Source organism: Enterobacter sp. Bisph1, assembly GCF_000814905.1.
In the GTDB taxonomy this organism is placed as follows: Bacteria; Pseudomonadota; Gammaproteobacteria; order Enterobacterales; family Enterobacteriaceae; genus Kosakonia.
In genome coordinates this window covers 1-23,511 of the sequence record NZ_JXAG01000029.1, presented here as the reverse complement: position 1 = coordinate 23,511, position 23,511 = coordinate 1, and the positions used below count along the sequence as shown (strand labels likewise).

20 protein-coding genes and 1 tRNA gene are annotated in these 23,511 nt (G+C 55.3%); 5 read left to right on the top strand and 16 right to left on the bottom strand.

What is annotated here, in order from left to right; translation table 11 throughout:
• Positions 1–56: 56 nt before the first annotated feature.
• The 3 genes from bsmA to RW65_RS04735 all read left to right on the top strand — a co-directional run bounded on the left by bsmA (position 57) and on the right by RW65_RS04735 (position 2,898).
• On the top strand, positions 57–386 hold the full coding sequence (gene bsmA, locus RW65_RS04745; protein ID WP_039055521.1) for a biofilm peroxide resistance protein BsmA: 330 nt from the start codon (positions 57–59) through the stop codon (positions 384–386).
• A 119-nt stretch (positions 387–505) separates the two neighbouring features.
• Positions 506–793, top strand: coding sequence for a DUF1471 family protease activator YjfN (yjfN, locus tag RW65_RS04740; protein WP_039055520.1), 288 nt, complete (start codon positions 506–508; stop codon positions 791–793).
• A gap of 170 nt (positions 794–963) precedes the next feature.
• Complete coding sequence (locus RW65_RS04735; protein ID WP_039055519.1) at positions 964–2,898, top strand: methyl-accepting chemotaxis protein; 1,935 nt, start codon at positions 964–966, stop codon at positions 2,896–2,898.
• Here the strand turns inward: RW65_RS04735 and RW65_RS04730 are convergent.
• Positions 2,895–4,514, bottom strand: coding sequence for an isovaleryl-CoA dehydrogenase (locus RW65_RS04730; RefSeq protein ID WP_039055518.1), 1,620 nt, complete (start codon positions 4,512–4,514; stop codon positions 2,895–2,897). The genes RW65_RS04735 and RW65_RS04730 overlap by 4 nt on opposite strands.
• Positions 4,515–4,707: 193 nt before the next feature.
• Here RW65_RS04730 and RW65_RS04725 point away from each other — a divergent pair, with 193 nt between their 5' ends.
• A complete protein-coding gene (locus RW65_RS04725) occupies positions 4,708–5,997 on the top strand; it encodes an MFS transporter (RefSeq protein ID WP_039055517.1) in 1,290 nt (429 codons plus the stop codon).
• A 183-nt stretch (positions 5,998–6,180) separates the two neighbouring features.
• Here the strand turns inward: RW65_RS04725 and rlmB are convergent, their stop codons facing one another.
• The 14 genes from rlmB to nnr form a co-directional block, all read right to left on the bottom strand.
• Positions 6,181–6,915 carry a 23S rRNA (guanosine(2251)-2'-O)-methyltransferase RlmB gene (rlmB, locus tag RW65_RS04720; RefSeq protein WP_039055516.1) on the bottom strand — a complete coding sequence of 245 codons (735 nt, stop codon included), beginning with the start codon at positions 6,913–6,915 and terminating at the stop codon, positions 6,181–6,183.
• 153 nt (positions 6,916–7,068) lie between these two features.
• A complete protein-coding gene (gene rnr / locus RW65_RS04715; protein WP_039055515.1) occupies positions 7,069–9,504 on the bottom strand; it encodes a ribonuclease R in 2,436 nt (811 codons plus the stop codon).
• Positions 9,505–9,542: 38 nt separating this feature from the next.
• Positions 9,543–9,968: a nitric oxide-sensing transcriptional repressor NsrR gene (gene nsrR / locus RW65_RS04710; protein ID WP_039055514.1), complete on the bottom strand. Its 426-nt coding sequence runs from the start codon at positions 9,966–9,968 to the stop codon at positions 9,543–9,545.
• A 150-nt stretch (positions 9,969–10,118) separates the two neighbouring features.
• Positions 10,119–11,417 (bottom strand): adenylosuccinate synthase, encoded by a 1,299-nt coding sequence (locus RW65_RS04705; protein WP_039055513.1) that lies wholly within the window; start codon positions 11,415–11,417, stop codon positions 10,119–10,121.
• A 102-nt stretch (positions 11,418–11,519) separates the two neighbouring features.
• Positions 11,520–11,717 carry a DUF2065 domain-containing protein gene (locus RW65_RS04700; protein ID WP_017459167.1) on the bottom strand — a complete coding sequence of 66 codons (198 nt, stop codon included), beginning with the start codon at positions 11,715–11,717 and terminating at the stop codon, positions 11,520–11,522.
• A gap of 72 nt (positions 11,718–11,789) precedes the next feature.
• Positions 11,790–12,794, bottom strand: a complete 1,005-nt coding sequence (gene hflC, locus RW65_RS04695) for a protease modulator HflC (RefSeq protein ID WP_039055512.1) — start codon at positions 12,792–12,794, stop codon at positions 11,790–11,792.
• Between the two features lie 2 nt (positions 12,795–12,796).
• Positions 12,797–14,053, bottom strand: a complete 1,257-nt coding sequence (gene hflK, locus RW65_RS04690) for an FtsH protease activity modulator HflK (protein WP_039055511.1) — start codon at positions 14,051–14,053, stop codon at positions 12,797–12,799.
• Positions 14,054–14,133: 80 nt separating this feature from the next.
• A complete protein-coding gene (gene hflX / locus RW65_RS04685; RefSeq protein WP_039055510.1) occupies positions 14,134–15,414 on the bottom strand; it encodes a ribosome rescue GTPase HflX in 1,281 nt (426 codons plus the stop codon).
• Positions 15,415–15,489: 75 nt separating this feature from the next.
• Positions 15,490–15,795, bottom strand: coding sequence for an RNA chaperone Hfq (gene hfq / locus RW65_RS04680; RefSeq protein WP_039055509.1), 306 nt, complete (start codon positions 15,793–15,795; stop codon positions 15,490–15,492).
• 96 nt (positions 15,796–15,891) lie between these two features.
• Positions 15,892–16,842, bottom strand: a complete 951-nt coding sequence (miaA, locus tag RW65_RS04675) for a tRNA (adenosine(37)-N6)-dimethylallyltransferase MiaA (RefSeq protein WP_039055508.1) — start codon at positions 16,840–16,842, stop codon at positions 15,892–15,894.
• A complete protein-coding gene (gene mutL / locus RW65_RS04670; RefSeq protein WP_039055507.1) occupies positions 16,835–18,691 on the bottom strand; it encodes a DNA mismatch repair endonuclease MutL in 1,857 nt (618 codons plus the stop codon). The genes miaA and mutL overlap by 8 nt, the downstream gene beginning before the upstream one ends.
• A gap of 10 nt (positions 18,692–18,701) precedes the next feature.
• On the bottom strand, positions 18,702–20,030 hold the full coding sequence (amiB, locus tag RW65_RS04665; protein WP_039055506.1) for an N-acetylmuramoyl-L-alanine amidase AmiB: 1,329 nt from the start codon (positions 20,028–20,030) through the stop codon (positions 18,702–18,704).
• 14 nt (positions 20,031–20,044) lie between these two features.
• On the bottom strand, positions 20,045–20,506 hold the full coding sequence (gene tsaE / locus RW65_RS04660; RefSeq protein WP_039055505.1) for a tRNA (adenosine(37)-N6)-threonylcarbamoyltransferase complex ATPase subunit type 1 TsaE: 462 nt from the start codon (positions 20,504–20,506) through the stop codon (positions 20,045–20,047).
• A complete protein-coding gene (gene nnr, locus RW65_RS04655) occupies positions 20,499–22,025 on the bottom strand; it encodes a bifunctional ADP-dependent NAD(P)H-hydrate dehydratase/NAD(P)H-hydrate epimerase (protein WP_039055504.1) in 1,527 nt (508 codons plus the stop codon). The genes tsaE and nnr overlap by 8 nt, the downstream gene beginning before the upstream one ends.
• On the opposite strand from nnr, the gene queG reads away from it, so the two are divergent.
• On the top strand, positions 22,024–23,163 hold the full coding sequence (gene queG / locus RW65_RS04650) for a tRNA epoxyqueuosine(34) reductase QueG (RefSeq protein ID WP_039055503.1): 1,140 nt from the start codon (positions 22,024–22,026) through the stop codon (positions 23,161–23,163). The genes nnr and queG overlap by 2 nt on opposite strands.
• 269 nt (positions 23,164–23,432) lie before the next feature.
• Here the strand turns inward: queG and RW65_RS04645 are convergent.
• Positions 23,433–23,508, bottom strand: a tRNA-Gly gene (locus RW65_RS04645).
• Positions 23,509–23,511 lie beyond the last annotated feature (3 nt).

The window sequence follows — 23,511 nt, the reverse complement described above, 5'->3', positions numbered from 1 at the left end:
TAAGGTAACAATTCGGGAACATTCCCCCCAAATGCACATTTACCAGGAACTACACTATGGCAATCAGGAGAAATGAGAAAACCCTGCGCAGTTTGCTTTACGTTCTGTTTGCTGTGCTATTAAGCAGCTGCGCAGGACTGGAAGGTAAGCCGCAGCCCGCACCGCCAGTTAGCGACCATCCGCTGGAAATCCGCCGCGATCAAACGCAGGCACTCAGCAAAATTGGCGCTATTAGCGTAACGGTAATAGGTTCTCCCATGGACGTAGAAGACGCGATCAAAGCCAAAGCTGCGGCAGCCAGGGCCGATTATTACGTCATCCTTTCAATGGATGACACTATTTTCCCCGGCCGCTGGTTCGGACGCGCCCTGTTGTATAAACAGTAAAGAGGCGTTGATTTTCAGTACCTTTACATTGCTTTGCGTCCCTTGATCTTCTCCTGGCCACAATGAGATTTTTCGGATCTGCTACGCGAAAGGAAGCCCTGCTACCAGGGTAACGAAAAATGGGACTGAATATGAAACGATCTCTTGCCTTAAACATGCTGTTGCTGTCTACCGGTTTGCTCAGTACCACGGCGCAGCCTGCAGAGTTCGCCAGTGCGGATTGCGTGACGGGATTAAACGAAATCGGCCTTATCTCCGTCAGTAATGTCACAGGGAGCCTACAGGATGTGGAGCGGGTTATCGCGTTAAAAGCAGATGAACAGGGTGCTTCCTGGTATCGCATTGTGCAAATGCAGGAAGATCAACGCGTTGATAACTGGCGGGTGCAGGCCATTTTGTACGCCTGAGCCGCCTGATGAAAACCACCTTTTTTGGGTGGTTTTCTTATGCCCCTACATTCTTTAAGATTATGTTATTGCAAAGAAACATAGATGCAACATCTTGTTACAATAACCGACTAAATGTTAGTTAAAATGTGCCGTTGAAGGAGCCTCATACACAGAACAACGGACAGATTATGAGCGCCCTTTTTCGACGTACCGGCCTCGGTGCAAAATTGTCACTTCTGACTGGCGCAAGCGTAGCAACGCTTTTCCTCTTCTTCACTTTTCTGATGAGCAATAAAGCCAGCCAACAGTTGGAAACTCTGGCCATGGAAGACCTGCACAATCAGTCCACCGGCGTGGTGGATATGGTTGAAATGTTCAACAGTAGTCTCAGTGATGAAGTCGAGAGCTACACGCGCTTGTTCAGCAGTTTTTTACCACAGCCGCTGGCAGTTGATCTCCAGCAACGCCGCGAAATTAATGGTATTGATGTGCCGCTTCTCAAAGCGGGCGACACGGAACTGCATAACAACAACGCTATCCCTGACGACTTTCTCAACCGCACCGGCGCTATCGCTACCCTGTTTGTACGCAGCGGCGACGACTTTGTTCGAGTCGCCACTTCGCTGCGTAAAGAGAATGGCGATCGCGCTATCGGCACCAAACTGGATAAAGCCAGCCCGGCTTTCGTGCCGGTGATGAAAGGTGAAGTCTATCGCGGGCTGGCGCTGCTGTTTGGCAAGCGCTACATCACCCAATACCAACCGGTCAAAGATGCCAGCGGCAACACCATTGCCATTCTGTTTGTTGGCGTCGATATCTCCCGCTCCTGGCAGGTGATGCGTAATAAGATCCTCGGCCGCAAGCTGGGCGAAAGCGGGCACTTCTTCGTCCTCGATCGCAACGAAGGCAAGAATTACGGTAACTACCTGTTTCACGATACTGACGAAGGCAAACGTCCACAGTGGGATGAGCAAACGCTGCAGACCCTGTTGAAAAACACCAGCGGCACGCTGGCGCACCAGAGTTCTGACGGTCGTACGCTGATGATGTCTTATATCGCGCTGCCCGGCTGGAACTGGACGGTGGTCGGGGAAGTCGACAAAGCGGTACTGCTGCACGATGTGACCACCATGCGTAACCAGTTCCTGCTGGCGGGCGTTGTGGTTTCTCTGCTGTTCGCCGCGCTGTTTGTGGTGATTATTCGCCGCTGGTTAAGCCGCCCGCTGCGTAATGTTATCGATGTTGCCCGGCAGTATGCAGATGGCGATCTGCGTGCGACGCTGACCGTCGAACGCCATGATGAAGTCGGTCAGTTGATCGAAGCCATTAACGGTATCGGCGATGGTCTGCACAAAATTGTGCTGCAGGTTCGCGAGTCTGCCGCCGAGATTAATCTTGGCACCAATGCGCTGGCTGCCGATAGCGGCGAGATTAGCGAGCAGATCAACAAACAAGCCAGCAGCGTAGAAGAGACTTCCGCCAGCATGGAGCAGCTTGCCGCTACCGTGCAGCAGAACGCCGCCAATATGGAACAAACCCAAAGCCTGGTAAATGAAACCACCAGCGCGGTGCAAAAAGGCGGTGAAACGGTCAATCACTCGGTGGCGACGATGGAAGATATCCGGTCGGCCTCTCAGCGAATTGCCGATATTACCCATGTCATTGAATCCATTGCGTTCCAGACCAATATCCTCGCCCTGAACGCCGCCGTGGAAGCCGCGCGCGCCGGTGAACACGGGAAAGGTTTTGCCGTGGTCGCGCAGGAAGTTCGCGCCCTGGCAGCGCGCAGCGCCAACGCGGTAAAAGAGATTGAAGCCTTGATTGGCGATACGTTGAAGAAAGTGGGCGAAGGGCATGCCCAGTCAGAAGCGACGCGCGTGGCTATGCAATCGATCATCAGCCATATGGGTGAGATCAACCAATTAGTGCATGAGATTAACCACGCTTCTCACGAGCAGTCCGCCGGCATTAATCAGGTTAACCTTGCGATGACGCATATTGGCGACGCCACCCATGTAAACGCCGGACGCGTTTCGCAGAGTGAGGAAACCGCCCGGACGCTGCGCGAGAAAGGCGCGCATTTAAGTGAACTGGTCAGCCTGTTCCGCTTAAAAATGGATTAACTCGCCCCGCCCGTGGCGCGCAGCAGCAGATCGCTTTGCACCTGCTCGCTAATGGGCGTTGTGCCACGCGTATCAAGCCAACCCTGACACCACGCTTGCGCCATCGGCGGCGCAGCGTGGTGCAGCATTTGCGCCGCTGTGCCCAACCACCAAAGCTGCTGCGTAATTTCCCTTCCCTGCGCTTCGTCAGGTCTGCGTAACCGATGCTGTAACTGCCGCCATGCGCGGTCGAAATGGCGATCTTGCCCCTTCACGGTGGCAAACTCCTCGCTTAACCACTCCAGAATGCCGGGCTGTTTACTTAGCACGCGCAGCACGTCGAGGCACATCACATTGCCGGAACCTTCCCAGATACTGTTGACCGGCATCTCACGATACAGGCGCGGAAGTTCGCTATCTTCGCAGTAGCCAATGCCGCCGAGCACTTCCATCGCCTCACCGACAAATGGGATGCCGCTTTTACACACCGCGAACTTCGCGACGGGCGTAAACAGACGCGCAAACAGTGCCTCTTGCTCATTACGGCGACCGTCCCACGCGCGGGCCAGGCGAAACAGCATCGCGGTTTGCCCTTCCAGTTCGAGCGCCATTCGGCTAAGTACACTGCGCATTAACGGTTGATCGACGAGGTTTTTACCAAATGCTTGCCGACGGTGCGCATGGTACAGCGCTATCGAGAAGGCACGGCGCATCAGCCCGTGGCTGCCCAGCGCGCAATCGAAGCGCGTGAGCCCGCCCATTTTGAGGATCTGCCGTACGCCATCGCCCTCTTCGCCAAGCAGCCAGCCGCTGGCATCGCAGAACTCCGCTTCGCTGCTGGCGTTAGAACAGTTACCGAGCTTCTCTTTTAGCCGCTCGAGCCGCACGCCGTTACGCTGGCCGTCAGGCAAAAAGCGCGGCACAAAAAAGCAGGAAAGCCCGCCTTTCGCCTGCGCCAGCACCAGATGCGCATCGCTTTGCGGCACCGAGAAGAACCATTTATGCCCCACCAGCCGGTAGGTATCGCCGCTTTTTTCCGCCCGCGTGGTATTGCTCAGGACGTCCGTTCCGCCCTGCTTTTCCGTCATTCCCATACCAATCAACAGCCCGCGTTTCTGATTACCCGGCGCCAAATGGGGATCGTAACGATCGCTGAGTAACGGTTTTAACCAGTCATGAAAAGGTTTAGGCAACAGCTGTTGCAGCAGCGGCGTGGCGGCCGAGGTCATGGTGACAGGACACAGCGTGCCGGATTCGACCTGAGCGTGTAGCACAAACCGCGCGGCGCGGGCGACAAACGACCCAACGCGCGCGTCCTCTTCCCACGCCAGGTTATGTACCCGGTTGGCGCACAGGCCCTGCATCAACAGATGCCATGCCGGGTGAAAGCGCACATCATCCAGCCGCTCGCCGGTGGTGTCATAACGCAACAGTTCGGGTGGATTGGCGTTGGCTAAGCGCCCTAATTCCAGCGATTCTGCGGTGCCCAGCTGCTGACCAATACTTGCCAGCAGCTCCGCGTCCCAGGCCGCGCCTTCGCGCATTACCGCCTCGCACAAGGGTCGGTCGGAGAGAAAAAGGTTGCTGTTTTTTAACGGAATGGGTTGATTAAAAACCGTATGCGTCTGCCAGTGCATTGTGTGTCCCTCCCTCATTGGCAACGAAGGTAAGTATGGACAGCACACGGCAGGGCTGCATGGGAGAAGGCTCACAAGGCGCTAAACTGATGGCATTCATTCGTGAAATGCTTCACACAATATAAGAATAATATATTTCATGAATGAACATGTTCATGAATAATTTATTCTCACCTTGCCAATGAGAATAATTATGTCCACTTCCCAGCTTGCCCCCAATACGCATAAACGCGCCTTAGTTGCAGGCTCGATTGGTAACTTCATCGAGTGGTATGAGTTCGCGGTTTACGGCTTTCTTGCCACCGTGATCGCAAAGAACTTCTTTCAACTTGCGGGCGAAACGGGGCTAACCAGCCTGATTCTCACTTACGCCTCATTCGCTATCGCCTTTTTCTTTCGTCCACTGGGCGCGATGATTTTTGGCCGTATGGGCGATCGCATTGGCCGTAAACCGACGCTGATTTTCGTGCTGGTGATGATGACCCTCGCCACCGCCGCGATTGGGATTGTTCCGGTGTATGCCAGCATTGGCATTGCTGCGCCGCTGCTTATCACCGGCCTGCGAATTTTGCAGGGGCTGTTTGCCGGAGGGGAATATGGCGGCGCGGTATCGCTCATGACCGAGTTCGCGCCGCGCGGTAAGCGCGGGCTATACGGCGCCTGGCAATCTTTTACCGTGGCGCTGGGCTTGCTGGCGGGTGCCGGGATCGTAGCACTGCTTTCCGCCGTAATGACGCCAGAGGCGCTGCATGATTGGGGCTGGCGCATCCCTTTCTTTCTGGCCTTGCCGATGGGGATCGTCGCTCTTTGGCTGCGGGTAAGCATGGAAGAGACGCCCAGTTTTGTGCAGCAGCAGGCGCAATCTGCCGCCGCGCCTGCGAAGGTTGCCGAGACCCTAAAGGCCATCATCATGGGGATTGGCCGGGTGATGGTGTGGTCCGCTGCCGGTTATACTTACCTCGTCATCATGCCCACCTATTTACAATCGGCGCTACACACGGGGTTTAATCAGGCGCTGCTGATTGCGGTGATCTCTAACATTGGCTTTGCGTTGACGATTATTCCCGCCGGTATGTTGAGCGATCGTATCGGCCGTCGTACGGTGATGATAATGGCAACCGTGCTGCTGCTGGTTCTGGCGCTGCCGCTGTTAAACATTCTGCAAGCGCAAGACAGCACGCTGGCGGTGAAATCGGCGGTGGTTCTGGTTGCCGGCGGGCTGGTGGGTATGCTGGCGGGACCCGGCCCGGCGATGCTGGCAGAGATGTTCCCGACGCGCGTGCGCTATACCGGGCTTGGGCTGGCTTATTCCCTGTCGAATGCGCTGTTTTCAGGCTGCGCGGGGCTGATTATTACCGGCCTGATTAAAGAGACCGGCAATGTCGATATCCCGGCCTGGTACGTAATGGCGACGGCACTGGTGAGTATGCTGGCGCTGCTGACGCTTAATAAAGACGACCATTTGCGGGAATTTGAGAAGTAAGAACTGGTCCGGCGATAACAGTCTGGACGCGCCGGGAAAGTTTGCGCTCGCGTTAGGCTATTCGCCAGAGGTTGCGAATGGCCCTAAAAAGGGTTGTACACCTTGTAAGTTAAAACGAAAGTCGTATTGGCTAAAAACGGCACCCGGGCTTGTTGGCTAGCCGGGTGCCGTTCAAAAAGTGGTTTACAGCGAACGCTGGCGCACCGCTTCAAACAGGCAAATACCCGTCGCAACCGAGACGTTGAGCGACGAAACGCTGCCGGCCATCGGGATGCTGATCAGCTCATCGCAGTGCTCGCGCGTCAGACGGCGCATACCTTCGCCTTCCGCACCCATCACCAGCGCCAAACGGCCGGTCATTTTGCTCTGAAACAGGGTGTGATCCGCTTCGCCTGCCGTACCGACGATCCAGATATTCTCTTCTTGCAATATGCGCATGGTGCGCGCCAGGTTGGTCACGCGGATCAACGGCACGTTCTCTGCTGCGCCGCAGGCGACTTTTTTCGCGGTCGCATTCAGCTGCGCGGATTTGTCTTTCGGTACGATCACCGCATGGACGCCAGCGGCGTCGGCGCTGCGTAAGCAGGCACCGAGGTTGTGCGGATCCGTGACCCCATCGAGGATCAGCAGGAACGGCTGTTCGAGGCTGGCGATAAGATCCGGCAGATCGTTCTCCTGGTACTGACGCCCCGGTTTCACGCGTGCAATGATCCCCTGGTGCACCGCGCCTTCGCTTTTTTCATCCAGATACTGGCGGTTCGCCAGTTGGATCACCACGCCCTGCGCTTCCAGCGCGTGGATCAGCGGCAGCAGACGTTTGTCCTCGCGGCCTTTCAGAATAAACACTTCCTGAAAACGCTCCGGAGCGCGTTCCAGCAGGGCCTGCACCGCATGGATGCCGTAAATCATTTCACTCATTGAGGGTACTCATTTGGGGCGGTTTCGCCGCGTTATGTGGGCCGTGACACGTATCACTTGCGCTCATTATAACCGACACGCGCCGCAGAAAGCACCTTTGCGCATGTGTCGCAGCGCAGAAAAAAGCCCTTCACCAGGAAGGGCTTGAGGAGATTACTGGGCGGGTTTCTTTTTCGCCGCGCGTTTCGCTTTGGTGGCGGCGGCGATTTTTTGCGTTTTTGCCGACGGCTTTTTCGCTTTATTCCCTTTACCTTTTCCGCCTTCGTTACGGAACGCATTATCCGGCTCAAAGTTTACTTTTTTGCCCATCTGGCGGCGCGGCGGCTTTTTCGCGGCATTACTTTTGCCTGCGTTACCTTTGCGGGCTTTTTCACGCTCGGTTTTACCGACATTGCGCGGCGCGCGCTCGCTGGAGATCAGCGAGAAATCGATTTTGCGCTCATCCATATTGACCGCTTCGACTTTCACCTGCACCCGATCGCCGAGGCGATAAGTTTGCCCGCCGGATTCACCAATCAGCCGCTGACCTACCTGGTCAAAGCGGTAATAGTCATTATCCAGCGACGAAACATGCACCAGTCCGTCGATAAACAGCTCGTCGAGGCGCACAAAGAAGCCGAAGCCGGTGACGCTGGCGATAACACCCGGGAAGGTGTTACCGACCTGATCCTGCATAAAGTCGCACTTCAGCCAGTCCGATACATCACGCGTCGCTTCATCGGCGCGACGTTCGGTCATCGAACAGTGCTGCCCCAGCTGCAGGACTTCTTCCATGCTGTAGTGCCAGCCGCCGGTTTCGGTGCTGTTGCCCTTCAGCCCCTGCTCTTTCGCCAGCAGGTACTTAATGGCGCGGTGCAGGGATAAGTCCGGATAGCGACGAATCGGCGAGGTGAAATGCGCATAGGATTGCAGCGCCAGGCCAAAGTGCCCCCGGTTTTCCGGATCGTAAATCGCCTGTTTCATCGAGCGCAGCAGCATGGTTTGCAGCATTTCGTGATCGGGACGATCGGCAATCGACTCCAGCAGCGCGGCATAATCACGCGGCTCGGGTTTGTTGCCGCCCGGCAGCTCCAGCCCCAGCTCGGCGAGCACCGAACGGAACGCGGTAATCGCGTCATTGGTTGGTTTATCGTGAATACGGAACAGTGCAGGTTCGCTGGCTTTCTCGACAAAACGCGCCGCCGAGATGTTGGCGAGGATCATGCACTCTTCAATCAGTTTATGCGCATCGTTACGCTGGGTCTGCTCGATGCGTTCAATCCGGCGTTCGGCATTAAAGATAAACTTCGCTTCTTCACTCTCAAAGGAGATACCGCCGCGCTCAGCGCGTGCCTGATCGAGTACTTTGTAGAGGTTGTGCAGTTCTTCGATATGCTTCACCAGCGGCGCGTACTGCTCACGCAGCTCCGCGTCGCCCTGCAGCATGTGCCACACTTTGGTGTAGGTCAGACGCGCGTGGGAGCTCATTACCGCTTCGTAGAATTTGAAGCCCGTTAAGCGCCCTTTCGACGAGATGGTCATTTCGCAGACCATGCACAGCCGATCGACCTGTGGGTTCAGCGAGCATAGACCGTTCGACAGCACTTCCGGCAGCATCGGCACCACCTGCGACGGGAAGTAAACCGAGGTGCCGCGGTTGCGGGCTTCGTTATCCAGTGCTGTACCGTGGCGCACGTAGTAGCTGACATCGGCAATCGCTACCCATAAGCGCCAGCCGCCGCCGCGCTTCTTCTCACAAAAAACGGCGTCATCAAAGTCGCGGGCGTCTTCGCCATCAATGGTGACCAGCGGCAGGTCGCGCAGATCGACGCGCCCGACTTTTGCCTCTTCCGGGACTTGTTCTTTCAGACCGGCGACCTGTTTTTCGACTTCAGGCGGCCACTGATAAGGAATTTCATGGGTGCGCAGGGCCATATCGACAGCCATGCCGGTGCCCATATTGTCACCGAGCACTTCAACAATTTTACCAATCGCTTTGGTGCGGCGAGTCGGACGCTGGGTGAGTTCAACCACCACCACAAAGCCCATGCGCGCGCCCATCACCTCTTCCGGCGGAATAAGGATATCGAAGCTCATGCGGCTGTCGTCCGGCACCACAAAGCCGACGCCAGCGTCGGTAAAGTAACGGCCGACGATCTGACCAGTTTTCGGTACCAGCACGCGAACGATGCGCCCTTCACGGCGGCCTTTACGGTCGGCTCCCAGCGGTTGTGCCAGCACCTGATCGCCGTGGATGCACATTTTCATCTGTTCGCTGGAGAGATAGAGATCGTCTTTGCGGCCTTCGACACGCAGAAAACCGAAGCCATCGCGGTGACCAATTACCACCCCTTTAAGCAGGTCCAGACGTTCCGGTAAGGCGTAGCACTGGCGGCGGGTAAAGACTAATTGCCCATCCCGCTCCATGGCGCGCAGGCGACGGCGCAGCGCTTCAATCTGCTCTTCGCCCTGGATATTGAGTTCATTGGCCAGTTCATCCCGATTGGCTGGTTTTTCGCGTTTGGCTAAGTGATCGAGGATGAATTCGCGGCTGGGAATGGGGTTGGAATATTTTTCAGATTCGCGTTCGAGGAAAGGATCTTGTGACATTGCGGTTCCTCCGTTGTCAGCTCCGGTGGATATAGTCGTCATTCCACCAGCAATAATTTGTAAAGCGGTTGATTCTCTTCAACTAAATCGGCAAGCGTGTAGTTATCAAGCTCCTTGAGAAAACTTTGCACGGCTTTAGAGAGCGCCTTTTTCAGGCGGCAGGCGCTGGAGATGTGGCAGAACTCGCTGCTGCAATTCACCAGCGAAATAGGCTCGAGGGAACGGACTACATCACCAATGCGAATTTCCTGCGCGGGTTTTCCCAGACGGATCCCCCCGTTTTTCCCACGGACGGCCGCAACGTAGCCTTCACGACTCAGCTGATTGATTATCTTGACCATATGATTACGGGACACGCCATACGTTTCTGTGACTTCAGTAATGTTGGTCATTTGTCCCTCCGGTAGCGACGCCATGTAAATTAAGGCTCGCAAACCATAATCGGTAAAGCTTGTTAACTGCACATCAACCTCATAAAACGGAAAAGATGAGATACCCGCAGGTATTGACGCTATTGATGATAAACCAGCCACCAGTCAGGCCGCTAATTTATTTGAACGGAAGGGTAAAAAAAGCGTAGAAAAAGGGCGCGATTTACGCGCCCTGATAAACCATTATGCGTCGAACGGGTCGCGCAGGATCATGGTTTCAGTACGGTCCGGACCGGTGGAGATAATGTCGATCGGCACGCCGGTCAGTTCTTCAATACGTTTGATGTAGTTCAGGGCGGCCTGCGGCAAACCGCTGCGCTCTTTCACACCAAAGGTGGTTTCAGACCAGCCAGGCATGGTTTCGTAAATCGGCTCGATACCTTCCCAGTTGTCGGCTGCCAGCGGCGTAGTCGTCACTTCGCGGCCGTCCGGTAAACGGTAGGCTACGCAGATTTTCACCTCTTTCAGGCCGTCCAGCACGTCCAGCTTGGTCAGGCAGAAGCCAGACAGGGAGTTGATTTGTACGGCACGGCGTACGGCAACCGCGTCCAGCCAGCCGGTACGACGACGACGACCGGTGGTCGCGCCATATTCGTTACCCTGCTTGCAGAGGAATTCGCCGATATCGTCGAACAGCTCGGTCGGGAACGGACCCGCACCCACGCGAGTAGAATAGGCTTTGATAATGCCGAGCACGTAATCGACGTAACGCGGGCCAAGGCCAGAACCGGTCGCCACACCACCGGCGGTGGTATTGGAGGAGGTCACGTACGGATAGGTACCGTGATCGATATCCAGCAGCGTACCCTGCGCGCCTTCGAACATTACGAAGTCGCCGCGCTTACGCGCCTGGTCCAGCAGATCGGAGACATCGACAACCATCGCCGTCAGGATGTCGGCAATCGCCATCACATCATCCAGCACTTTCTGGTAGTCAACCGCTTCGACTTTGTAGAAGTTCACCAGCTGGAAGTTGTGATATTCCATCACTTCTTTCAGTTTGTCGGCGAAAGTGGCTTTATCGAACAGATCGCCAACGCGCAGGCCGCGACGAGCGACTTTGTCTTCATACGCCGGACCGATACCGCGACCGGTGGTGCCGATAGCTTTCGCGCCGCGCGCTTTCTCACGCGCAACGTCCAGCGCAACATGATAATCAAGGATTAACGGGCAGGCTTCTGAGAGCAGAAGACGTTCGCGAACCGGGATCCCACGGTCTTCCAGTTCTTTCATCTCTTTCATCAGTGCAGCTGGAGACAGCACCACGCCGTTACCAATAATGCTGGTGACGTTATCGCGCAGAATGCCTGATGGAATAAGATGGAGGACGGTTTTTTCACCGTTGATTACGAGAGTATGGCCCGCGTTGTGACCGCCCTGGTAGCGCACAACATATTTAGCCCGTTCAGTCAGAAGATCGACGATCTTCCCTTTACCTTCGTCACCCCATTGGGTGCCCAGTACGACGACGTTGTTACCCATTTTTCAAAATCACCGTTTGCTTAAAAAAGGATTCTACCACCGCTTTTTTTCAGATTCAGCACTTTTTCTGTGCAAAAATGCCCAAACAACCGGTGATTTGCCTTAGCCAATCGTTTTCCTCAACATGTAGTAGATCACCACTCCTGCAACCACAAGCCCACCGCCAAATCGACGCAAAAGATGATCCGGTAACAGGCTTAATGAAGCGATCATTCGTCGCCATGCGCGCGGATAAAGCATCGGCCCCAGCCCTTCAAGCACCAGAACCAGCGCAAGGGCGAGCCAGATTGTCGAGTTCATTCCTGATCCTTATAAAGACAAAACCACCGCCGGGAACGGCGGTGGTTTTAATGTTAAAACAGCAATTTTATCTTAACGCGTTGCGGAGGACGGCGTCTTCATATAGCGGAAGAAGTCGCTCTCCGGGCTGAGTACCATAACGTCCTGGTTGCTCTGGAAGCTGTTTTCATAAGCACGCAGGCTACGGATAAAGGCGTAGAAATCCGGATCCTGACTGAATGCGTCTGCAAACAGCTTAGCGGCTTCCGCATCGCCTTCACCGCGCAGGATACGGCCCTGACGTTCGGATTCTGCCAGCGTTTTCGTCACTTCGTAATCCGCGCCAGCGCGCAGTTTTTCCGCTTCTTCCTGGCCTTGCGAGCGATGGCGACGGGCAACCGCTTCACGCTCGGCGCGCATACGGTTGTAGATAGCATCGGACACTTCCGCCGGCAGGTTGATCTGCTTAATACGCACATCCACCACTTCGATACCTAACGCCGCCATGCTGTTCGGATTGACCACCGGCACTTTGCCATTGGTTTCAGCCTGAACGCGCTCGGCCGCTTTGGCGATAGCATCGTCTGCCGCTGGCGTGGTCACTTCATCTTCGGTACCGGCCGTGCCCGAGTTCAGCGCATCGCGCACTTCGAGGGTCAAACGACCGCGAGAATCCGTAACGATATCTTTCACATCCAGACGCCCGATTTCAGAACGCAGACGGTCAGAGAATTTACGTTTCAGCAGCACTTCCGCCTGGGAGACGTCGCCGCCGCCGGTCGCCAGATAGTAGCGGCTGAAATCGCTGATACGCCACTTAATATAAGAGTCGACGATCAGATCTTTCTTCTCTTTGGTCACAAAGCGATCGGCCTGGTTATCCATGGTCTGGATACGGGCATCAAGCAATTTAACTGATTCAATAAACGGCATTTTGAAGTGCAGGCCCGGTGCGAAAACCAGCGGCTTGTTGTCGCTGTCACGCAATACTTTACCAAAGCGCAATGAGATGCCGCGCTCGCCTTCTTTCACGACAAAAATTGAGGTGTAGAGCACTACCAGCACGATGATGATAATCGCGATAACTGACTTACGCATCGTTATTCCCCCTGACGCTGGTAGTCGTTACGCTGCGCGTTAACGCGGCGTTGGTCCATGATATCTCCCGCAGATGTTGCCGGGGCGCTGTTGGCACTGCTGCCGGAGTTTGATGATGGTGGCAGGCGCAGCAGGTTATTCGCGCCGCTGTTATCACTCTTAGCGGCAGGCGCATTACCGCCTTTCAGCATCTGATCCAGCGGCAGAACCATCAGGTTACCGCCTTTATCGTTAACCAGCACTTTGCGGGTATGGCTCAGCACTTTTTCCATGGTTTCGATATACAGACGCTCGCGGGTAATCTCCGGCGCGGCTTTGTATTCCGGCAGGATTTTGGCAAACCGCGCCACTTCACCCTGTGCTTCCAGGATGGTCTGTGTTTTATACGCGCGCGCTTCTTCAAGGATACGCTGCGCCTGGCCGTTCGCTCGCGGCTGAACTTCGTTGGTGTAGGCTTCCGCTTCGCGAATAAACTGCTGTTCGTTTTCACGGGCGGCAATCGCGTCATCAAACGCCGCTTTCACCTCTTCCGGCGGACGAGCGGCCTGGAAGTTAACGTCCAGCAGGGTAATCCCCATGTTGTAAGGACGAATGGTCTCTTCCAGCTCGCGCTGGGTATCGCTACGAATAACGGTACGGCCTTCCGTCAGGATACGATCCATGGTGTATTTACCGATGACGCCGCGCAGGGCGCTGTCCGTCGCCTGACGCAGGCTATCGTCGGCGCTGGTCACGCTAAACAGGTAACGTTCCGGATCGGTAACGCGGTACTGTACGTTCATCTCAACGCGCACCACGTTTTCGTCAGAGGTCAGCATTACGCCGGACGCCGCCAGTTCACGCACGGATTCGACGTTAACGGCGGTGACGTTATCAATAAAGGTCGGCTTCCAGTTCAGACCCGGTTCGACGAGATGGCTGAACTTGCCGAAGCGGGTAACTACACCGCGTTCCGCTTCTTTGATGGTGTAGAAACCTGTCGCAGCCCAGATAATGACGGCCGCCGCGGCAACGATGCCGATGATGCGGCCGCTCGCCGGGCCGCGCGGACCCGTTGTGCCTGGATTACCGCCGCCGGTGCTTTTACCTCCGCCCAGCCCACCGAGTTTTTTACTCAGTTTGCGGAAAATATCATCCAGATCAGGTGGCCCCTGATCGCGACCGCCTTTGTTTCCATTTCCCTCAGAGTTGCCGCCTGGTTTGCTGCTTCCCCACGGGTCGCGGTCTTGTCCGTTGTTACCGGGCTGATTCCACGCCATGTATGTGCTCCATATTTATTTGCGGTGTATACCCGGCCTTTGCGGGCACCCCCAAAGGGGAAAAATCTTCAGGCTGTCGGTCAAACGACATACTCGACAAGTGCCGGTTCTTGTTTACAGAGTCGACGCCAGTCGACAATCGGCATACGCACCTGCAAACCGACGCTGCCATCGTCTTCCATCCACTCTTTTTCTATTGCCTGAAGCTGGTAAAACCGACTTCTCAGACGCCCTTCCTGCGGAGGTAATAGCAGCGTATGCTGCGCCACCTCGCCCGCAAGGCGCTCCGTCAAAGCCTGGAATAACAGTGGTACGCCAACCCCCGTCTGAGCAGAGAGCCAGACACGGATTGGTTTATTCTCTTCATCCCGGTCGATACGCGGTTCGAAATCATCCAGCATATCGATTTTATTCATCACCAGCAGCGTCGGGATATCGTGCGCATCAATCTCTTCCAGCACGGTGTTTACTGCATCAATGTTTTCCTGCACCCGCACATCCGCCGCATCAATAACGTGCAGCAGCAACGTTGCCTGGCGCGTCTCCTGCAGGGTGGCTTTAAATGCCGCCACCAAATCGTGCGGTAGATGGCGAATAAACCCTACCGTATCTGCCAGCACCGTTTCGCCTACGTCCTCGACGTCGATACGGCGTAACGTGGGATCGAGCGTGGCAAACAGCTGATCGGCCGCGTAGACCTTCGCCTGGGTTATCTGGTTAAACAGCGTGGATTTACCGGCGTTGGTATACCCCACCAGTGAGACCGTTGGAATGTCGGCTTTTGTGCGGGAACGACGCCCCTGCTCACGCTGTTTTTCAACCTTTTCGAGGCGCGAAAGGATCTGGGTAATACGGTTACGCAACAAACGACGGTCGGTTTCGAGCTGGGTTTCACCCGGACCGCGTAAACCAATGCCGCCCTTTTGTCGTTCAAGGTGGGTCCAGCCACGCACAAGGCGTGTCGCCAGATGGCGCAACTGCGCCAGCTCAACCTGCAATTTACCCTCATGGGTACGCGCACGCTGAGCGAAAATATCTAATATCAGACCCGTGCGATCGATTACACGACATTCGCACAGCCTCTCCAGGTTACGTTCCTGGGCTGGGGTTAGCGCATGATCAAAGAGCACAACAGAAGCACCCGCAGATTTTACGGCATCCGCAATTTCGACTGCTTTACCTTCACCAACAAAATACTTAGGATGCGGTGCTTTACGGCTACCGGTAATCACCTGCATTGCTTCGACACCGGCGGAAGAAACCAGAGCTTCAAACTCCTGGAGGTCTTCCATATCTTTGTCTTGCGAAAAATAGATGTGTACCAGTACCGCCTGCTCACCGGCGTCATAACGGTCAAACAAGCGTAAACCCTCATAAAATACCAGCGGGGAACACAGCTTTACTGGCTCCCCGATCTGGAAAATCAGCCGTCAACCTTATTCGGTCTCTTCGCCTTCCTGCTGTGCAGAGCCCTGCGCGTTGCTACCATGATGGTAGTTACTGCTGGAACCGCCGCCGGCATTGTTGCTGTGATGAGAAACCGGACGAGATGGAACAACAGTAGAAATCGCGTGCTTATAGACCATCTGACTGACCGTGTTTTTCAACAGGATCACGAACTGATCGAAAGACTCAATTTGCCCTTGCAGCTTGATACCATTCACCAAATAAATTGAAACTGGAACACGTTCCCGACGCAGTGCGTTCAGGAACGGATCTTGTAAAGATTGCCCCTTAGCCATTCTATCTTTTCCTTATATGCTTGTTTTGTACTTAGAACCCGTAAGTTCTGAAAACTGCGTAAAAATTTGCGCACGATACGACGTAATTGTACACATTCACCCTGCGATAGCACTAACAACCTGTAACACGTCACGGTAAGACTGTTCTGGCTTTTCACTCTCTAACCAGTGAACGCCATCCCAACCCCGTAACCAGGTAATCTGCCGCTTGGCTAACTGTCTCGTCGCGCAAATACCTCGATAAACCATTTCATCGTATGAAATCTCGCCTTCAAGATAAGACCACATCTGGCGGTATCCCACACAACGAACGGAAGGCATATCCGTATGCAAATCACCACGAGCAAAAAGCGCCCGTACTTCTGCTTCAAAACCTGAAGCCAACATCTGATGAAAACGCTGCTCAATTCGTTGATGGAGCAGTTCACGGCTCGCCGGGGCGATGGCGAACTGATGCACCTGGTAAGGCAGAGCGTCTCCTGAGGTTTGCGTCAGATCTGTTAAAGTTTTACCCGAAATGAAAAAAACTTCCAGTGCTCGGGAAAGCCTTTGCGGATCATTTGGATGAATCCGCGCTGCTGCTACAGGATCGATCTCCTGTAACTGCCGATGTAACGCATCCCAACCGCGTTCTGCCGCCTGTTTTTCAATACCCGCTCGTACCTGCGCATCTGCCGACGGAAGGGGCGATAAACCTTCCAGCAACGCCTTAAAGTAGAGCATCGTCCCGCCTACCAGCAAAGGAATACGCCCGGCATCGGTTATCTCTCTCATCTCGGCGAGGGCGGCGCGGCGAAAATCAGCCGCAGACCAGGCCTGCGCGGGATCGAGAATATCCAACAACCGGTGCGGCGCAGCCTCTAGCTCCTGCGCATTCGGCTTGGCGGTACCGATATCCATTCCACGATAGATAAGGGCAGAATCTACGCTTATCAACTCTACTGGCAAAACTTTACGAAGCTCAATCGCTAATGCGGTTTTACCGGAGGCCGTCGGCCCCATCAAAAAAATTGCCTTTGGCAGGTTTGCTTTACTCACTTCACTCATTTTTCAGCGCGATCATCGCTTTTTGTAAATCGACAGGTTGTAATAAACCATCCGGCGGGGTCTTCACCAGATGCGGACAAAGGCGTTCAACGTCGGCAAGCAGGGTTATCGCCTGCGCCACGCTCCATTGTGGATGTTCACTCGCCAGCTGGCGCGCCAGCCAGTGGGCGATATTCACCGCGTCAATGCTTGTCTGCTGCGCCAGGTAGCCTATCAGAGCGGGAATCAAGATTTGTAAATTTTGTTGGCGCAAGGGTAAAGGTACTGCTCGGATGGTTACGTACTGGCCATCGGGGACAAATTCGATACCCATTTCCGCCAGTACGCCCTGAGTGCGCTTCAAAACCGCACTCTCATCGGCAGAGATTTTTAAACGCACCGGAATCAACAAGGGCTGTCCGCAGCTGGGCGCGTTGTCCGGCGATAATTGGGCATGGCGCAGCCAGCGTTCGGCGACGGGCAGCGCTAGTAATGCCAGATTTCCATCACGTTCAAGCAGCGCATAATGCGGGGCAATCAGGGTCAATACACGGCCAAAGCTCTGGCTATGGCCTTCCAGGGCAGGGCCAGCAGCCTCTGTTTTTCCCCCTTTGCGTTCGGCGATGGGCGTTTCCAGCAGTTGTCGATAGAGCGCCCCCTGCTGCTTTTGATAACCCGGCTGGGCGTTTGGCCACGGCTGAGCAGGCGCGCCACCGCTGCGTGCCCCTTCGTTAGATGAGGTCGCATAACGCGGTGCCTGCGGCTCACGGGTAACTAATGGCTCGGCGAACTGGTTACGCCCCGCCGCTACCCGGTTCTCCGGCAACGTTCTGGGGGCCGGTTCTTCCGCCAGCGGTAACAGCGTTTCAGTTTGCTGTTGCAGCACGCTCACGACGCCCTGGTAGATAAAGTCATGCACCAGCCGCGATTGATGGAAGCGCACTTCATGCTTAGCCGGATGGACATTCACATCGACCTGATGGGGATCGATCTCCAGATAAAGAACGAACGCTGGCTGCTGATCCGCCCCGAGCTTGTCTTCACAGGCCTGGCGAATGGCGTGATTAATCAATCGGTCGCGCATCATGCGGCCATTTACATAGCAATACTGGATCTCGGCGAAGGCGCTGGAGGTACGTTTGGGATCCGCCACCCAACCGCGCAGGGCTAAATCGCCGTGCTGCCACTCAATGGCTAACGCCTGTTCTAAAAACGGCGTACCGCAAATCGCGCCGAGGCGGCGCTCTTTTTGCCCATCCTGAGCCACCGCCCGGTACTGGCGCACCATTTTGCCGTTGTGATTAAGGTTAATTGTGACGTCGAAGCGCGCCAGCGCGATGCGGCGAATCACCTCGTCGATATGACCAAACTCGGTTTTCTCCGTGCGCATAAATTTGCGCCGCGCGGGGGTATTGTAAAACAGATCCAGCACTTCAAGGGTGGTGCCCACCGGGTGGGCCGCGGGTTTGACCGTCACCGCCATCTCGCGCCCTTCGGCGTATGCCTGCCAGGCTTCTTGCTGATCGGCAGTACGGGAAGTGAGGGTTAAACGGGAAACCGAGCTGATACTGGCCAGCGCTTCGCCGCGAAAACCGAGGCTAACAATCGCCTCCAGGTCATCCAGCGAAGCAATTTTACTGGTGGCGTGGCGCGCCAGCGCTAACGCCAGTTCATCCTTTTTGATGCCGGACCCGTTGTCGCGGATGCGAATCAGCTTGGCGCCACCGCGTTCGATATCTATATCAATGCGCGTTGCGCCCGCATCAAGGCTGTTTTCCACTAACTCTTTTACCACCGACGCAGGACGTTCAACCACTTCGCCTGCGGCGATCTGGTTCGCAAGCTGTGGCGGTAGAACCTGTATCGGCATGAAAAGATCCTTAATTAAGCAGTCCGTTAGCAGATAAGCCCGCGCTGGCGGTTTGTCCGCCGCTCTGCGGTGCTGATTGCAACGGATGGGCAAGGAAATAGTTGCGCAGCCCGCCATAAATCGCTTCGGCAATTTGCTGCTGGTACGCATCGCTGCCTAATAACCGCTCTTCGCTGCCGTTACTGATAAAACCCGTTTCAACCAATACAGAGGGGATATCTGGCGAGCGCAGAACACCCAGGCTGGCATGTTCCGGGCGGCGTTTATGCAGGGAGCCGATGCGTTGCAGCTGGCTGAGCATATTAGTAGCAACATCATAACCTACACGCTGAGAATGGCCGAATTGTAAATCCAGCACCGCCTGGCTCAGATAGGGATCGGCCTGGCTGTTTGCCAGCACATCTCCTGCCCCGCCGAGCAGCTCCGACTGCTTCTCATGCTGCTCAAGCCAGCCCGCCATTTCACTGTTCGCACGCCGGTTTGACAGCACCCATACCGACGCGCCGGTTGCGTCGCGGTTAGGCGCCGCATCCGCGTGAATCGAGACGAGGAAGTTCGCATTCTGCTTACGCGCCACGTCAGAACGGCCCATTACCGAAATAAAGTAGTCGCCGTCGCGGGTCATCACCGGTTTGAACAAGGGATCTTCATTTAGCAGCGCGCGCAGCTTACGGGCAATCGCGATGGTAACATTTTTCTCTTGTGTGCCCCCACCGCCAATCGCGCCGGGATCCTGGCCACCGTGTCCGGCATCAATAGCAATTACCACTTTGTCACCCGAGGCAACGCGCGTCTGCACTGCCGGGCGGGTGATGGTATTGCTGCTGGTGACGCTGGTAATTCGGTCATTTTCACCTTTAAACGGATTGCGTCCAGGTGTGGTTTGCTGCGGGATCACCGCCGGGGTTTCTACGCGTTTGACCACCGCTTTTGGCGGCGGCGGTGGCGGCGGTACGTCGGCGTCAATAGTAAAGACCACCGTGTAACCCGCACCGCTTTGCTGTTTCACCGCACGCGTTTTGCCATTTTGCGTCAGATCCACCACCAGGCGAATTGACTGATTGTCCTGCGCCGTACCGGCACGAATGCTTTTTACCAGATTATTGCCGCTAAACTGGAGCGGTAGACCCTGAATGGTTCCGGTCTGTTTAATATCCAGCGCCACGCTGCGTTTGCCCTGCTGGGAAAACGAATAATCAGGATCGCCCATAAAGCTAAAGGTAATGCGCGCCTGGCTGTCGCCATTCGACACTTGAATATCCGCTAAACTTGCCGCATTCGCCTGTGTACAGAGCAGCACGAGGGCCAACGCCAACCAACTTTTCACGCGACAGATCATGTTCATCTTTCCAGTTAATCGGCGATTCGCGCCATTAAGGCATCGCCAGATGAGGATACAGCGTTTACGCGCGCCTCACGCCCCTGAGCCTGATAATCAAAGTGGATTTCAATATCCGGTTCGGGCAGCACGCCCGCGCCTTGCTGCGGCCACTCGACCAGGCAGATCGCATCATTGGCGAAATAATCACGGATGCCCATAAATTCCAGCTCTTCAGGATCCGCAAGGCGGTAAAGATCGAAGTGGTACACCATCAGATTATCAAGGGTGTAAGGTTCAACCAGAGTGTAGGTCGGGCTTTTCACATTGCCGTTATGGCCTAACGCCTGCAAAAAACCACGGCTAAAGGTGGTTTTACCTGCGCCCAGATCGCCATATAAATAGATAACCGTTGCGCCGTCGCAGGCCTGCGCAATGCGCTTGCCGAGATCCAGGGTCGATTGCTCGTCAGGTAAAGGAATAACTCGATTAATCATCTTCTATTTCAATTACATCCGGGTTAACTACACGCAACAGCGTGCTAAAAAGATCGGTGGCGAGCATACCGCGCTGCCCTTGCTGTGCGGCAAAGCGATCTGCTGCGGTGCCATGGGCGACGCAGCCGGCACACGCTGCATCATATAAGCTCATTTTTTGCCCCAGTAGCGAGCCGATAATGCCTGAAAGCACATCGCCCATCCCGCCACTTGCCATCCCCGCGTTCCCGGCATCGATAATGCCCGTTTCGCCCTCTTCGCAGGCGATAATCGTGCCTGCACCTTTTAACACCACCACGCCTGCGTAACGTTGTACCAGACGCCGGGCGGAAAGTAAGCGGTCGCTTTCAATTTCCGCCACGCTACAGTTGAGTAATCGTGCGGCTTCGCCGGGATGCGGCGTCAAAATGCGATTGTGACGTTTATCGGGATTGATTGCCAGAAGGTTCAACGCATCCGCATCCCATAACATCGGTTTGCGGAAATTCTCCACTTTTTGCAGCGCCTTTTTCCCCCACTCTTGCTGCCCAAGACCGGGGCCAATAACCACCACATCCGCCCATTCGAGGCACTCATCCAGCGACTCGGCGGTCAATTCATTTACCATCAGTTCAGGACGGGCAGTGATAATCGGCGCGATATTTTCACGCCGCGTCAACACGCGCACTAAGCCCGCGCCCGTACGTAACGCCGCTTCGCCCGTCATGCGTACCGCGCCCACCGTCCCGTGATCGCCACCGATAATGACCAGTCGCCCGAAATCGCCTTTATGAGACGTGGGACGACGCGGTGTAAACCAGTGAGCAAGCTGGCTGGCATCATAACGAGAAATCAGTGTCTGCTGGCCGGCGAGAAAGTCGTCAAGCCCCAGCCCATGATGATGAAGCGTCCCGACCCACTCGCGCGCCTTGCCGGTCAACAGACCTGGTTTTAAGGCGATAAACGTTACGGTATGACACGCATTTATCACCGCACCGGCAGCAACGCCGGTTTGCGCGTTCAGACCAGAGGGTATATCCAACGCCACTACCGGCGCAGGATGCCCATTGGCGCGTTCGATAAGCTCAGCCGCTGCATCGCGCGGCGCGCGGGTGAGACCGGTGCCAAACAGCCCATCAATAATCAGATCAATCTCTTCCGGCCATAGCAGGTCCGCCGCATGGATCTCGCCGCCCGCATTAAGCCAGGCTGCGCGCGCCTGCTCTGCTTCCTCCGGCAGTGGCTTATCGCTTTCTAACGCCACAAGCGTGACGGAAATACCCGCCGCCGTTGCTAATCGCGCCACGACATAACCATCGCCACCGTTATTGCCGTGGCCGCACAGCACCAGCCAGCGGCGCGCGTCGGGAAAGTGTAGCCGCGCAATATTAAACGCCGCTTCGCCCGCGCGCTGCATCAGTTCATAAAGCGTGATACCGAGGCTATCCGCAGCCTCTGTTTCAAGACGTTTGAGGTCCTCCGCAGGCCAGACAGAGTGTGGTATACTTGCTGCGATTTTCTTCATAGTATGGTCCGTCATGTCAGAACCCCTCGATCTCAATTATTTAGCGCAACAAATCAAACAGTGGGGCACTGAACTGGGTTTTCAGCGGGTCGGAATTACCGATACCGATCTTAGCGCCAGCGAACCCAAACTGCAGGCATGGCTGGACAAACAATATCACGGCGAGATGGAGTGGATGGCGCGTCACGGCATGATGCGCGCCCGCCCCCACGAGCTTCTCCCCGGCACGCTGCGCGTAATAAGCGTGCGCATGAATTACCTGCCCGCACAAGCGGCCTTCGCCAGCATCCTAAAAAATCCGTCCCTCGGCTATGTCAGCCGTTATGCGCTGGGCCGTGATTATCATAAGTTGCTGCGTAACCGGCTTAAAAAACTGGGCGAGATGATTCAGCAGCAGTGTGCGTCGCTGAATTTTAGACCGTTTGTCGATTCCGCGCCCATTCTTGAGCGCCCGCTGGCGGAAAAAGCCGGGCTGGGCTGGACAGGTAAGCACTCACTTATCCTGAGCCGCGACGCAGGTTCGTTTTTTTTCCTCGGCGAGCTGCTGATAGATTTGCCCCTTCCCATCGACAGCCCCGTTGAGGAAGGCTGTGGCCGCTGCGTCGCCTGCATGACCATTTGCCCAACCGGCGCGATTGTCGAACCCTATACGGTGGATGCCCGACGCTGCATCTCCTATCTCACCATTGAGCTGGAAGGGGCAATTCCAGAAGCATTCCGCCCGCTGATCGGTAACCGCATCTACGGCTGCGACGATTGTCAGCTGGTTTGCCCATGGAACCGCTTCTCGCAGCTCACCGTCGAAGAGGATTTCAGCCCACGAAAAGCCCTGCACGCGCCAGAGCTGATTGAGCTGTTTAGCTGGAGCGAAGCACACTTTTTGAAAGTAACGGAAGGTTCAGCTATCCGCCGCATTGGTCATCTTCGCTGGCTGCGAAATATTGCGGTCGCCTTAGGCAATGCACCGTGGGACATGGCGAATCTGCAGGCGCTGGAAAAACGTTTAGGTGAGCACCCACTTCTCGACGAACACATACAGTGGGCGATTGCGCAGCAAATTGAGAGGCGAAACGCCAGCGTGGTGGAGGTTCTAACGACGCAAAAACAGCGGCTGGTGCGGGTGGTTGAAAAAGGGCTGCCGCGCGATGCGTAAGCCATCCACAGCTTGTGAATAAAATAAAAAACACATTACGATTCAACGGCTGCAAAATCGTCAAGCGATCGCGTTAACGTTTTGAAATGTTTTTTATTTGATATTTTTCAATAGCCTGGCGGGCGGTATTTTACTTTTTGAAGTAATGGTTATATTGCGAATGAAAGTCGCACCTGTGGATAAGTCTGTTCACAAAGGTTTAGTGAATACAATAAAAAACGTCCCCAGCGAGGAGTTCCGCTGTGGATAATTTATTGAGTTTGAAAATTTGGAGCGGGAAACGAGACTCGAACTCGCGACCCCGACCTTGGCAAGGTCGTGCTCTACCAACTGAGCTATTCCCGCATA